The 14,510-nt window shown below is 40.2% G+C and carries 9 protein-coding genes; 4 read left to right on the top strand and 5 right to left on the bottom strand.

All coding sequences use genetic code 11. The features are described from left to right. Positions 1-185: 185 nt before the first annotated feature. From ADICYQ_RS11935 to ADICYQ_RS11955, 5 genes are all read right to left on the bottom strand, one after another. Positions 186-590 carry a response regulator transcription factor gene (locus tag ADICYQ_RS11935; RefSeq protein ID WP_040415976.1) on the bottom strand — a complete coding sequence of 135 codons (405 nt, stop codon included), beginning with the start codon at positions 588-590 and terminating at the stop codon, positions 186-188. A gap of 94 nt (positions 591-684) precedes the next feature. Then, complete coding sequence (locus ADICYQ_RS11940) at positions 685-984, bottom strand: hypothetical protein (protein ID WP_020890045.1); 300 nt, start codon at positions 982-984, stop codon at positions 685-687. Between the two features lie 477 nt (positions 985-1,461). Beyond that, positions 1,462-3,285: a sialidase family protein gene (locus tag ADICYQ_RS11945; protein ID WP_020890046.1), complete on the bottom strand. Its 1,824-nt coding sequence runs from the start codon at positions 3,283-3,285 to the stop codon at positions 1,462-1,464. A gap of 246 nt (positions 3,286-3,531) precedes the next feature. Beyond that, positions 3,532-4,992, bottom strand: coding sequence for a DUF1501 domain-containing protein (locus ADICYQ_RS11950; RefSeq protein ID WP_020890047.1), 1,461 nt, complete (start codon positions 4,990-4,992; stop codon positions 3,532-3,534). 4 nt (positions 4,993-4,996) lie between these two features. Next, on the bottom strand, positions 4,997-7,339 hold the full coding sequence (locus tag ADICYQ_RS11955; protein ID WP_040415980.1) for a PSD1 and planctomycete cytochrome C domain-containing protein: 2,343 nt from the start codon (positions 7,337-7,339) through the stop codon (positions 4,997-4,999). A 502-nt stretch (positions 7,340-7,841) separates the two neighbouring features. Here ADICYQ_RS11955 and nrfH point away from each other — a divergent pair. From nrfH to ADICYQ_RS11975, 4 genes are read left to right on the top strand one after another with little or no spacing between them, the layout of a single operon-like run. Next, the gene (nrfH, locus tag ADICYQ_RS11960; protein WP_020890050.1) at positions 7,842-8,471 is read left to right on the top strand and encodes a cytochrome c nitrite reductase small subunit; all 630 of its coding nucleotides are present in this window, start codon (positions 7,842-7,844) and stop codon (positions 8,469-8,471) included. 11 nt (positions 8,472-8,482) lie between these two features. Further along, complete coding sequence (gene nrfA / locus ADICYQ_RS11965) at positions 8,483-10,012, top strand: ammonia-forming cytochrome c nitrite reductase (protein WP_020890051.1); 1,530 nt, start codon at positions 8,483-8,485, stop codon at positions 10,010-10,012. Then, positions 9,999-11,318: an alginate export family protein gene (locus ADICYQ_RS11970; protein ID WP_040415981.1), complete on the top strand. Its 1,320-nt coding sequence runs from the start codon at positions 9,999-10,001 to the stop codon at positions 11,316-11,318. Before nrfA ends, ADICYQ_RS11970 begins: the two co-directional genes overlap by 14 nt. Positions 11,319-11,327: 9 nt before the next feature. Continuing rightward, positions 11,328-14,435 (top strand): cytochrome c biogenesis protein, encoded by a 3,108-nt coding sequence (locus ADICYQ_RS11975; protein ID WP_020890053.1) that lies wholly within the window; start codon positions 11,328-11,330, stop codon positions 14,433-14,435. The last annotated feature ends 75 nt before the right edge of the window (positions 14,436-14,510 follow it).

Consider the following 14,510-nt stretch of genomic DNA (forward strand, 5'->3'; position numbering starts at 1 on the left):
AATATAACAATAATTAAATTTTTACATTTAATTTAAATTAAATATTTACAATTTTAGTGTTATAAAATATATTTTATAACACTAAAAATTTAAGTTTAATATTATTTTTGCAATAAACAGTACTAAATTAACACTTACAATAACTCAAAAAGCGTATTTATTATACAATAACGAATTCCTTTCTTTTAAAGAACCCCTTCTGAAAGACATTTCGCTATCAATTCAGCTGTATTTGAGGCATTTGTTTTGGAGAGAATATTTTGACGATGGGTTCGCGTAGTATTAAAGGATATATGTAGTTTCTCTGAAATTGCTTTTGCACTCAGACCTTGGCTCATCAGTTTTACAATCTCTAATTCTCGTTTAGTTAGACCTGAAGTAGAAGAAAAATTTTCTAGATTGGCTAGTTTTGGGTCAAATCGTCCGTGATGTGCTTTGATTTTTAAGTATGATTTTTTACCGTTAAGGCTTCTAAAGGATATCCAATCCGTACTTACATTTCCAAGGTGACTGATATCTGAATGAATCACGAAAAAATGTTCAATTTTACCGGTTTCAGAAAGTGAGAGTGCCGTTGTTTGAATCATCATGGTTTGAATATTTCCCTTTATACCTTTGCATTTATAAGTGTATACTATTTTGTAATTAAGTAATTCATTATGATCTGAAAAAGTTGAAATAAACTCAGATATTATTTTTCTTTTTTAATATTATTTCCAATTCTTTTGGTAATGCTAATCCAAGTAAGCTACTCATCGTAACCTCTTCATGTTTTACCCCCATAACAATTTCAACATTAGGGTGAATGTAGTCTAAACTTATTTCGTTAATATTTAAAATATAGTAAAAGAATTTTCCAGGAGCACACATATTGGCTATATGATGAAATTGCTGAGTTGGATTGTATTTGGAGTGTTTATTTAGTTTAGATGAATACTCCTTTTTCCAAAAATCCATTACGTGATCACTTGAAAATTCTTTCATAGAATATAATGTGATTTATTAAAACTAAATCTCATAATAATATAAAAAGCTTTTCAAATACAAAAAATAGGAGGTAATAAATACAGATAATTGAGTATTTCGGACTTTTACTCTAATTTATATGGAATCTTAATTTTAATTCTAACCTAAAATAGGTGATTTGAGGGAAAAGAAAATAACACTTTCTTCCTATCTATGATAGCATATCATCTTTTCATTTTTTTTGAACAGCTTCACTATATTTCTAAAAACATTTTTATGATGGAAAATATATAGTTAAATGATTTGGCCAAAACCAGGCTAATTAATTTTTAAAAGAAATCAATCTAATTCCAAAGCATAACCCTCATTTTCATACTATACCAACAGAACTACTACCCACTTCTAACCCCATCACCCCATCACAAAATCACCCTTCTCACCCCATCACTAGATCACTAGATCACCCCATCACCAAATCACTCTATCACCCTTCCTTTATTCTTCAAACTTCTGACTAGCCAAGGCTTCCGAAACCATCAAAGCCCTATCAAAAAACCTTAAATAACTCAATTCTCCATATATACTTGAACCTAGTAGTAAAGTACTTGAGCCTTCTGGTGATTGGAAAAATGGACTGAACCTTCCCCAGCCGAATTGCCTGTGCTCTCCCCCATCATTGAAACGGCCATCTGTTACAAATGCAATAATATTTGGGCCTCCATCTATTATGATACTTGCCTGATGTTGGGTATTCGGTTGTAGGGTACCGGGATCACTGCTCCAGGAAACCTGGGTTTGTCCATCGTTCATCTGAAACAGTAGGTTATTTTTATCGGAAATGCTTAGCCACCAACCTTTACCTGATGCATCTCTGGTATCCGCCAAAACCTGCCCTTCTTTCACTTCATGAAGCAAAAACCCCAGTTCAATGGTAAATCCAGCATTGGTGCTTTTCCCTCTGTAATCAGCAGTATTGGTATCTCTAATCCGAAAGGTTGGAACAGCTGGTGCCGGAAGTTTTTGCGGTAAACTTTTGCCCTGGCCTAACCAATTAATCAATAAGCCATCCCTAACCCGTACAGGTGCTTCAAATTGATCCCAAAGTCGCTCTAGAAAGGCATTGTCAATCTGATGGACACGGGCAATATCCTTCTGGGTTTCAGTAATAAAATAATTGCCATCCTCTTCTATCAGGTCAGGATAACTCATGCGAACCAAAGGATCATTATCGTATAGTAAAATCTCCGGTTGACTCCATTGAATTTCTCTACCAGCTTCCCCATCCACTTCTACACCTCCTGCCACCCAAACTGGGTTGCGGTCATTGTAGCCGATAGCTCCTGGGTTGGGATGTTCCCTGATAAACTTTCCCCCATGATTGTGAAACCAATAGAGGTATTTACCATTTTCACATTTCCATGCAAAATTGGCTGCCCTTGGGTTTTTCATCAAGCCACCATCTGCAAATCGCATGTATTGAGGTTTGTCCCAGGTTTTCCCCTGATCCCGGCTATAACTGTACACCGGATGCCCATCCAATGAACGGTAAACCACAAAGAAAGAACCATCGCTAAGAATAGAATAACTGTGTTCAGCCGATATTGGTCCTCCATTCTCTGGCGTTCTCAAGCCTAGGTCTCCCTCTGGCAGGGTATTCCAATTGGCATCGGCAGGGTCGGCCACATCCAAGAGGTTGTCACTTTTTAGTAATACGCCTTCATTTGAGGTAAAAAATCCATTTCCAAATCCCCCCACTTTCGTCAAAGGAACAAAAGCACTTCCTCCATGAGCAAATGCCTTCCCCACATTCCAAAAAAACCTTATATCACCTTTATAAGGGTTTTTTCGGTCAATTTCGAATTCCCTAACTGGGATCGTATACCTTTGTTTGGACCAGGATTTTCCATTGTCATCCGAATATTTGAACACATAATAGCCCTGGCTATCCACCCTTTTTACAATCCCATCTTTATAGGGAGGATCATCTCCTTTTACTTCTCGAAGGTTGTCGGTATTATGGTTGTAGAACACAAATACCCGTCCCGAAGGGGCTTTCAAAAGCACCGCATAAGATGCCTCAGGGCCGTCTGAAGGCTCTATTTCTATCATTTCTTCCCAGGTAATTCCCTGATCAAAACTTCTCTGACTGATGATATGCTGTCCAGTGGCTCCTTCATGGCCCGATCCGGTGGTCATTACGCACAACCAGGCTCCATCATTCGTTTTTACGATATAAGGCTGATCACTATAGCTTTTGTCAGGGATAATCCGGCCATTTTCAATATTTCTCCAATCCTTTGTCTGTGCTTTGACTGTCATTAAACTACCAGCCAAAACACAAAATAAAACAATGATCCTCAAAGGGAAACAATGATTTTTATAAGGAAATTGAAGGGCAACGGGCTTGAAAAAATTGTAAAACCTATGCATAAATTTTGGGCTGTTTGTTAAGGTTTGAAATTGATTATTTGTTGGTCTTTTATACGTAAAATACTTTGTTAACGAAGTAAATCGATGGCCTCTTCTAATAGCTAGTAATTTAAACCAACTATAGGGATTATTAGGCTAAGTTAATATATCCTTGATCACATGCCCCGAAACATCCGTCAACCGGAACCTTCTGCCCAGGTGTTTATATACCAATTTTTCGTGATCCAGACCCAATTGGTGTAAAAGGGTGGCTTGAAAATCATGTACGTGAACAGGATTTTTTGTTATATTGTACCCAAACTCATCCGTTTCCCCATAAACGATCCCTGGTTTGACGCCTCCTCCGGCCATCCAGATGCTAAAACACCTTGGATGGTGGTCTCTACCGTAATTGTCTTTGGTTATTTCTCCCTGACTAAAGTTGGTCCGCCCAAATTCGCCTCCCCAGACAACCAGTGTTTCATCCAATAATCCCCTTTGTTTCAGGTCTTTTACCAAGGCAGCGGAAGCCTGATCTACATCCATGGCTTGACCAGTGATCTCTTTCGGTAAATTCACATGCTGGTCCCAACCCTGGTGATAGAGTTGTACAAAGCGGACGCCATTTTCTGATAACTTCCTAGCCAATAAACAATTGGCCGCAAAAGTACCTGGCTTTTTACAGTCTTCCCCATACATGTCTATGATGCTTTGGGGTTCTTTGGAAATGTCCAATGTCTCAGGCACCGTAGTTTGCATGCGGTAAGCCATTTCATACTGCTGAATTTTAGTGTTGATCTCGGGATCATGAATGTCCTCATAAGACCACTGATTCAATTGGGCCAGCTTGTCCAGCATGTCACGCCTGTCTAATCGGTTTAGCCCTTTGGGATCTTTGAGGTACAAAACAGGGTCTTCCCCACTACTGAACTGTACGCCCTGATGGATGGAATCCAGAAAACCATTGGACCACAATTTGGAATAAACACCCTGGCTATTGCCTTCCCCTCTGGAAATCAATACCGTAAAAGAAGGCAGGTTTTGGTTCTCACTTCCCAGACCATAACTAAGCCAGGAGCCCATACTGGGTCTATTGCCTTGTTGTGCTCCGGTTTGAAAAAAGGTCAGTGCAGGATCATGGTTGATGGCCTCCGTATGCATGGATTTTATGATGCAAATGTCATCTACAATTTCTGCGGTTTTGGGGAAAAGATCACTTACCCAGGCCCTGGATTCGCCGTATTGTTTGAAGTCCACAAAAGAACCTACCAATGGTAATGAAGCCTGATTAGCAGTAAAGCCCGTAAGCCTTTGGTCTCCACGGATAGAAGCAGGTAAATCCTGGCCTTGCATGTCCCTGAGCTTGGGCTTGTAATCAAAAGATTCTAATTGTGAGGGGGCACCATTTTGAAACAGGTAAATCACCCGCTTGGCTTTTGGCGCAAAGTCAGGTAAGCCCGGAATAGCCATTTCCAAATCTTTAGCACCTCCTGCCTTGTCGAAAAGATCGGGCATAAGCAGGGATCCTAAGGCTACACTTCCAATACCAAGGCTTAATTTTGACAAGAACCTTCTTCTATTTCTATTCAGCCCGTATTCTAATATCTCTTTCTCCATTTGTCTAAGATCTGCTTATGGATTCCTCCATATTGTACATTGTAGAAATTACTTGCATAAGGGCCGCTACTGATTGCTTGTCCACCTTATCCTCTTGAGGATATTCACCAATTGACGCCAATTCGATGGCATCCGCCTCCGTAATCGAAGCTAGCTTTTCCTTATAGTAAGATTCCAGCAGTTCCAACTCTTTGGTTTTGGGTTTTCTACAAAGAATTAATCGAAATGCTTTATTGATTTTTTCCTTTTCGCTGGATTTTTCGTTGATCAATCTGGAAGCCAAAACCCTGGAAGCCTCAAGAACCGTAGGGTCGTTAAGCATTACCAGCGCCTGCAATGGGGTATTGGTAAAAGAGCGTTCCGTTTCACATTGATCCCGATTGCTGGCATCAAATATTAGCATGGAAGGCGCAGGAACTGTTCTTTTCATAAAGGTATACAAGCCTCTTCTGTAAAGATTCTCTCCATGGTCCTGGGTATATTCTGATAAAGTAGAACCTCCAGCGGTAGCAGCTTCCCAAAGTCCATCTGGTTGGTAAGGTTTCACACTTCGCCCACCAATTTCCGGCACCAAAAGACCACTTGAAGACAAAACCATGTTTCTTATAAACTCAGCCTTCAAATGGTTGCGGGAAGCATAGGTATAGAACTTGTTTTCCGAATCCCTGTTCCTTTTTTCCTGACTTACAGCAACAGATTGTTTATAGGTTGCAGACATTACTATTTGTTTTACCAGCCGCTTAATGTCCCAGCCATTTTCCATAAAATCAATGGCCAGCCAATCCAATAACTCCGGATGGCTTGGCATTTCTCCCTGCATTCCAAAATCACCGGTAGTATTGACTATTCCTCTTCCAAAAATTTCTTTCCAGATTTTGTTCACAAAAACCCGGGAAGTAAGTGGGTTCTTTACATCAAACAACCACTTGGCCAGCCCTAGTCTGGTTTTGGGGTATTGGGGATCGAAGCCTAAAATGGATTCTGGAGTAGCAGGAAATACCTCCTTACCAAAAGCATTGAAAACGCCCCTTTCTAAAATATAATTGTTCCGTAGGGTATCCAGTTCGCCCATTACGGAAACAATTAATTTGCTGGTATCCTGCTTGTTTACAAAAGACAATATACCCGATGCATCTTCATCCGTTATTTCTATATAAGGTTTTTTTGCATAGGAGGCAGGTGTGCCGGCCAAGGGATCAATGGCCGATGTTGAGGTCCTTAACTCATCGATATTATTGAAGAATGAAAACACTTCGTAATAATTCTTCTGTGAGATAGGGTCGAATTTATGGTCATGGCAGGCAGCACATTCAAAGGTGATTCCCAAGAGCGCTTTGCCAACGGTATTGGTCCTGTCCGTCACGTAGCTTATCCGGTATTCTTCCTCGTCCACAGCGCCCTCCTCCGTTATTTTATGGTTTCTATTAAAGCCTGTTGCTAAGATTTGTTCTTTGGTTGGGTTTTCCAGAAGGTCACCCGCCAATTGCCAGGTAATAAAATCCTTATAGGATAAATTCTTATTGAAAGCATGAATTACCCAATCGCGCCATGCCCATTGGGTTCTAAAATTATCCAGTTGATAGCCGTAGGAATCCGCATACCTGGCGAGATCCATCCAATAAACAGCCATGCGCTCACCATAAGCATTTTGAGCCAGAAGGTAATCCACCATGGTCTCATAGGCATCAGGGTCCTCATTACTATTAAACTGGTCCATCATTTCCAGCGTAGGCGGAAGGCCTGTTAGGTCAAAGCTCAAACGCTTTAATAGGTTTTCTTTAGAAGCAGGTTCGTTCGGATTCAATCCAATTTCTTCCTGCCTTTTAAGGATGAAATAATCAATCTCATTGATCGGCCAATCCTTATTTTCTACTGCAGGAGGTTCATGGTATTTAGGAGGCTCAAAAGCCCAGTGTTGCTCATAAACGGCTCCCTCTTTGATCCAGGCTTTTATTAGCTCAATTTCTCTATTGGTCAGTTTAAGGTTTGAATCCGGAGGGGGCATCATTTCGTTATCATCCTCGGAATTGATGCGTAGGTAGACCTCGGATTGATGGGGTTTACCGGGAACAAGTGCAAAGACACCAGGATTTTCTGCCAGAGCTTTATAAGCCTCACTTTCCAGGTCCAACCTTAAGCCTGCTTCTCTTGCATTGGCATCAGGACCATGACAAGCATAGCAATTGTCAGAAAGAATGGGTCGAATATGGAAATTATAACTGACTACATCAGGAAATGGCTCCAGACTGGCTTCTCCCACCTCTTCATTTGCGCAGCCTACGATTGAAAGGAATAGAATCCCTAACAATGGCCCAATAAATGAGTTGGTTTGTATTTTCTTCTTCATTTGTATCACGTTTCTCTTCCTTTTCAATTTTCATTAAATCAGGTCAAACTGAGAAGAGATCAAATTGAATATAATAAGAACAGCAGGCACTTCAAAATTAACTTTTTTAAAAGGCTAATTTTATAATACACATCAACCTACTAATTTCATAATTCAAAATATTTATTTATTCTCAAGAAATAATCATGAAATAGGATTTTTCTAATTCTGTAAAATCACGAATAGTATTAAAGCAAAACCTGAACAGTTAATTCCAAACCTTACATTATAAAATATTATAACACAAAAAAAGCTCCTATATAAATACCAATAAAAAATATATATTTAACAATTTTACACTTATTAATTTTAATTATACCAAATTATTTATATATTTTATTTTTAAATAATATTTAATTAGTAACCTGATTTGTACGAGCAAAAAACAGGTTCAAAACTGACTTTTCTCAGGTTTCTATAAATACAAATGGCTTATTTTTGATTACCAATTAAAGCGAAGGCTATGAAGGTCAATATCAAGCGTTTTTTATTTAAATACAGTCTGGTTCCTCCCAGGCAGTGGAGAACAGGAGCTACTTTTTTGGTAGCACTGATCGTTGGATTGGGATTTTTTTTGCTGGACATTAGCAATGCCACTTCTTATTTATCGGATGATCCTCAGGCCTGCGTCAATTGCCATATTATGGGACCACAATACATTACCTGGACGCACAGTTCCCATAGGGAGGTAGCCCATTGTAATGACTGCCATGTTCCTCATGACAATGTTTTCAACAAATACTTTTTCAAGGCCAAAGATGGGCTTTATCATGCTTCCGTATTTACAGCCAGGGCCGAACCGGAGGTGATCAGGGCCTTACCCCCTTCTATCGCTGTTATTCAAGACAACTGCATTAGGTGCCATCAGGACCAGGTTACAGATGCTAAAACCGCAGCCTTTGTAGACAACCACCAAGAAAATAGAACAGACCGAACCTGCTGGGAATGTCATCGTGAAGTGCCTCATGGTAGGGTAAGAAGTCTCTCCGCAGTAGGTGCACAAATAGAACCCATCAAAGAATACAGTCCTTCGGATCTAAGCATTGTTCCTGAATGGCTTAAAAAATCAATGAAAACATCGAAGGATAAATAACTTAAAGTGTCATGAAAAACTGGATTCTCTTTTTAGCAACGGCAGTAATCGTATTCCTTTTGGCTTATTTGGCCGTAAATATTTTAGACCGTAAATCTGAAGCCAGGTTTGCCTACCAACCAAAAGTTGAAATTGAAGGAATAGAGCCAAGGGATTCTGTCTGGGGGTTGAATTTCCCGAGGCAATACCAATCCTATATGAAAACCAAGGACACCACCTTTCATAGCATGTTCAATACGAGTGGACATAAAGACATGCTTCGGGCGGAACCTGAGATGGTAATTCTATGGGCCGGTTATGGATTTAGTAAAGACTATAACTCACCTAAGGGCCACAATCATGCCATCTCTGACATCAATGAAACACTAAGAACAGGGGCACCAATGAATGCTGGTGAAGGTCCAATGCCAAGTACTTGCTGGACATGTAAAAGTCCTGATGTACCCCGGCTAATGAAGGAAATGGGTGTAACGGAGTATTACAGTCAAAAATTCTCAGACCTGGGAGCAGAAGTAATCAATCCTATTGGCTGCGCCGATTGTCACAATCCAGAGACGATGAAACTTACAGTGACAAGGCCAGCGCTTATAGAAGCTTATGAGGCCATGGGAAAAGACATCAACGAAGCCTCTCACCAGGAAATGCGTTCCTTGGTTTGTGCCCAATGCCATGTGGAATATTATTTCGACAAGAAGAAGCCTGGGGCGGAAAATGCCAATTACCTTACCTTTCCATGGAAAGACGGCATGGACGTGGAAAGTGCAGAAGCCTATTATGATGAAGCTGGATTCTCTGATTGGACGCACCCATTGAGTAAAACGCCAATGTTAAAAGCCCAACACCCAGACTACGAATTATATAAAATGGGTGTGCATAGCAAAAGAGGCGTAAGTTGTGCGGATTGCCACATGCCTTACCAATCTGAAGGAGGTCAGAAGTTCACCAACCACAATATTGGCTCACCTCTGAGCAATGTAGAGAACAGCTGTTTTGTTTGCCATAGGGAAAAAGTAGACGATTTGATCACGGATGTCTATGAGCGACAACGTAAGGTAAAAGAGGGTACTTCCAAACTTCAGCGACAAATAGCCATGGCCCATATAGAGGCTGCAAAAGCTTGGGAATTGGGAGCCACACAGGATCAAATGAGTACTATTCAGCAAGGCATCAGACATGCACAATGGAGATGGGATTATTCTGTAGCCTCTCATGGTGCTGCTTTTCATGCCCCACTTGAAACAAGTAGAATTGTGACCTCAGCTACTGGAATTATCCAAGAAGCCAGAATTGAACTTGCCAGGCTGTTGGCTACTCTTGGCCACAACAAACCTGTAGAAATGCCTGATTTCACTTCAAAAGATGCCTTGCAAGCCTATATCGGCTTTGACATAGAAAAAGACTTTGCTGCCAAGGAGGATTTCCTTGAGCAAGTTGTCCCTAAATGGCTCAAGGAAGGAAAAGCCAGAGAAGCAAAAAAGAAATTCAAACAGTCAGTATCAAATAAAATACTGACCAAATTCCACCATTATGAAAAGGTCTAATATTATAGTGGGAGCATTACTGTTATTGTTCTGCTCCCAACAGCACAGCTTTGCCCAATTTTCAATTGATGGGCAAATGCTTGTCCGAAGCGAATACCGACATGGCTACAATCAATTATTGAATGAGAGTGCAGACCCTGCTGGGTTTATCGCACATAGAGCACGAATTCAGGCAAATTACAAAGTAGATCGCTTAAATTTCTTTATGAGCATTCAAGATGTTCGTACTTGGGGAAGCAGTTCTACTGCCAATATTTCAGATAATTATCTATCTATGCATGAGGCTTGGGCAGAAGTTGATTTTGGCGAACACTGGAAGTTGAAGCTGGGAAGGCAAGAGTTAAATTATGACAATGCACGATTTCTTGGCAACCTGGATTGGGCCCTCCAAGCCAGGTCTCACGACTTTGCTTTGATGAAGTATGAAAAGGAAAATGCCAAATTACATTTTGGAATGGGTTTTAACCAAGACAGCCAAAAGGTTAGTGGTAATGTTTTTACTACCCCTAACCAATACAAAGCCGCACAGTTTGCCAGGTATGAAAACAGCGCCGGCAAATTCAACTATGCCCTACTCTTTTGGAATGATGGCAGGCAGTATCAGGAAACAAATAATATCAACTATACTAGTCAAGGTATTCGTTATTTACAGACTTTGGCGTTGCCAACCCTAAAATACAACCTTCCAACAACACAGCTTTCTGGTTATTTTTATTATCAGTTTGGAAAAGATGTCTTTAACAGGTCTACCTCCGCTTACGATTTAAGTGCGCATATTACCCAAACTTTGACCGAAAACAAGGAGAGTGGCTCCAAATACACCGCAACAGCTGGTTTTGAACTGTTAAGTGGAACACCAACAAATAGCCAGCAGAAAAACAAGTCATTCGCGCCACTATATGGTACCAACCATGCCTTTAATGGTTTTATGGATTTGTTCTATGTAGGCAATCACTTTAATTCAGTGGGTTTAAGAGACATTTATCTCAGAACACGGTACAATTTTGATGCTGGCTTTTGGATTCAGGGGGATTATCATCACTTTGCCAGTACTGCAACCATACTCGAGGAACTTTACAGTGGGCCTGAGTTGGACAAGGGATTTGGTTCGGAGATTGACCTTTCTGTAGGCAAGGTGATCAGTGAGTCCGTTTCCATTCAAGCAGGTTACAGTCAATTCATTGCTTCTGATACTTTTAAACATATTCAGAACAATGGTAGCCTTAAAAGCAATCAGAATTGGGCCTATATTATGTTTGTATTCAGGCCTAACAATAAAGCCAAATTCATTGGTGTACCCCTTTAAAATAGCCCTATGAAATTCCTTCTCTCCACCAAAGTATCCGTGTTGCTTCTTTTTATACTTGCTGTAACAATGGGTATTGCCACTTTTGTAGAAAATGACCATGGTACAGCCGTAGCCAGAGCCCTGTTTTACGAAGCCTGGTGGTTTGAATTAATTATGATCTGGCTTTGTATAAATTTCATTACCCATATTGGCCAGTACAAATTATTAAGCAAAGAAAAGCTACCGTTGGGAATGTTTCACATTGCCTTTATCGTCATTATTGTCGGTGCAGGTGTCACCAGGATATTTAGTAAAGAAGGAGTTATTCATATACGCACAGGAAATGCAGAGAACGTTTATTACAGCAGTGAAAATCACCTACAATTAGAAGGTGGAGCTGGTGTGCATTACAGTGAAGGAGCTGAATTTACGTCCAAAACATTTAAACCTACGAGCTATGATTTAATCTTGGATGGTCAAGAATTTGAGTTGGTTTTAGAGGAATATATTCCAGCTGCCAAGAGTTCATTTATTCCGGGTTCTGAAACCATTATTGAGCTTTCTTTTGTAAACGAAGGAACAAGAGAAGATCAAATGTTAAGACATGGAGAAACTTTGGTTTTAGGTGACATAAGCCTGGAAATGCAAGAAGGAGGAAATGCTCCACTGAGAATTTATAAAAGTGATTCTGGTTGGCAAATAGCATCAGAGGTTCACCTTCAAGTAATGGAAATGGCTACACAACAGATTGGGGTATTGCATGCCAATTCAGTGGAAACTTTAAAACTTAGATCTCTTTACCAATGGGAAACGGGCGCACTGGTCGTAAGAGACATTAAAGAAAATGTGAGCCTTAGTTATATACCTGAGGAAGATCCAGAGATAGCTAAAAACTATGCAGATGCATTAAAAATGAGTCTTTATGACTCAAAAAACACCAAACTGGCTTCGGATTTTTTTCCAAAAGTAAGTTATAAACCCGCTTGGATAGCATTTAATATTGGGGATAACACCTACCACATGACCTATGGGCCTAAAGCACAGAAGCTTCCTTTTTCTCTATACCTAAACACCTTTGACCTCAAACGCTATCCTGGCTCCCAAAGTCCTGAAAGTTATGCCAGCGAAGTGATGGTACAAGACAATGGGGAATCATGGCCCTACCGAATCTTTATGAACAATGTGTTGGATCATAAAGGTTACCGATTTTATCAAAGTTCCTACGACGCTGACGAACAAGGCACCATCCTCACCATCAATCAGGACCGACCAGGAACCTACCTGACCTATATCGGCTATTTATTTTTAGGCTTAGGAATGTTCTTGACGTTATTTGCGAAAAACAGTCGCTTCAATATGCTACAGCGTCGACTAGGCAAGCTTTCAGCAGGAACCAGTTTGACTATTCTTTTGAGCCTTCTCTCTTTTGCTGTTAAAGGTCAAGAAAACAGGTCTCCAGAAAGTTTTGTAGTGCCAAAAGAGAAAGCAGAAGCTTATGGCAAACTGATTGTTCAGGACCTGGATGGGCGAATGAAACCATTGAATACACTGGCCAATGAAATTACCCGAAAACTTAGTGGCAAGGCTGAAATTGAAATTCAAAATGAAGGAGAAACTATCGTTCTTAGCCCGGAACAGTTTTTACTCGCGGTTCAATTGGAGCCAGCCTATTTTAGTAGCTTGCCTTTAATAAAAGTGAACCAAAAGAAGTCCCTGGAAGTGTTTCAGGCTTTAGGTAAAACTCCCACTGGGCACCTTAATTTTATGGATTTTGTAGATGAAGAGGGCAATTATTTACTCTCCGAATTGGTAGAAAAGGCCAATCTACTTAAACCCTCAGAAAGAAATGAGGGTCATAAGGAATTGCTAAAAACAGATGAACGATTCAATATTTTTTATGCTGTATTGATTGGAGATTTCCTAAAATTATATCCCAACCGATTGGATGACAATCACACCTGGTATACCAGTTCCCAGTTCACCAACGGTTTTGAGGAGGAGGATGCCATTTTTGTACAAAACATTGGTAAGTTGTATTTAAGCAACCTTAAGGAAGGCTTATTAACTGGAAATTGGGAAAAAGCAGATGAAGCCTTTGACTATATAGATTTGTATCAGAAGGAGGCTGGAAAAGCGGTCTATCCAAAAGAAGCCGAAATCAAAGGTGAATTGCTGTTTAACAAGCTAAAGCTTGGAAATCGGCTGTTTGGATATTTCTGGTTATTGGGTTTGCTGATGCTAGGCCTGGCAATTACGGCATTGTTTATTTCTGGCAAAGCACTAAGAATTAGTTGGAAGGCTGGAGTGCTATTGGCTTGGATTGGCTGGGTAGTCTTTACCTTACACTTGTCACTTCGCTGGTACATTGCCAAGCATCCGCCCTGGAGTGATGGGTTCGAGATGCTGGTTTTTGTAGCCTGGGGAGTACTCTTGTTTGGTTTAATATTTGGAAGGAAATCACATTTCACTGTTCCGCTGGGTTTGTTGTTTTCTGGTACCTTACTCTTTGTGAGCTTTTTGGACTGGCTCAATCCTGAAATCACCAACCTAATGCCGGTACTTCACTCCTACTGGCTGAAAATTCATGTGGCCATTATTGTTAGTGGCTATGCACCACTTGCCCTTTCAGCAATCATAGCTTTGTTAAGCCTATGTTTGCTAATTTTTAAACCTTCAATACCTAATTCCAGGTGGTGGCTATCCATGAAAGAGCTAATCGTAGTCAATGAACTGTCCATCACCGTAGGTTTATTTTTACTTACCATAGGCACTTTTCTTGGTGGAGTCTGGGCCAATGAAAGCTGGGGAAGGTATTGGGCGTGGGACCCTAAGGAAACCTGGGCCCTTATCTCTGTTGTAATTTATGCTGTGGTGTTACACCTGAGGCTTATTCCAGGAAGTCGAAACGCCATAATTTACAATTTGGCAAGTTTATGGGCTTTCAGTTCCATAATTATGACCTCATTTGGCGTGAATTATTACCTTTCTGGGTTGCACTCTTATGCCAAGGGAGATCCAGTTCCCGTACCTAACTGGGTTTATGTAGCGACGGCCATTCTGTTTATTATTTCAATAGCTGCCTACCTAAGGTTTAGTAAATTGACAGAAGCTGAAAAGCGACAATTGATGATTTAATACAAATTTTTAAGCCTCTAAAGTAAATACATTTTTGAACCTAACTTAGATTGAATTAATTTTCAATGTTAACTT

The sequence above is a fragment of the Cyclobacterium qasimii M12-11B genome (genome assembly GCF_000427295.1).
GTDB classification, from domain to species: Bacteria; Bacteroidota; Bacteroidia; order Cytophagales; family Cyclobacteriaceae; genus Cyclobacterium; species Cyclobacterium qasimii.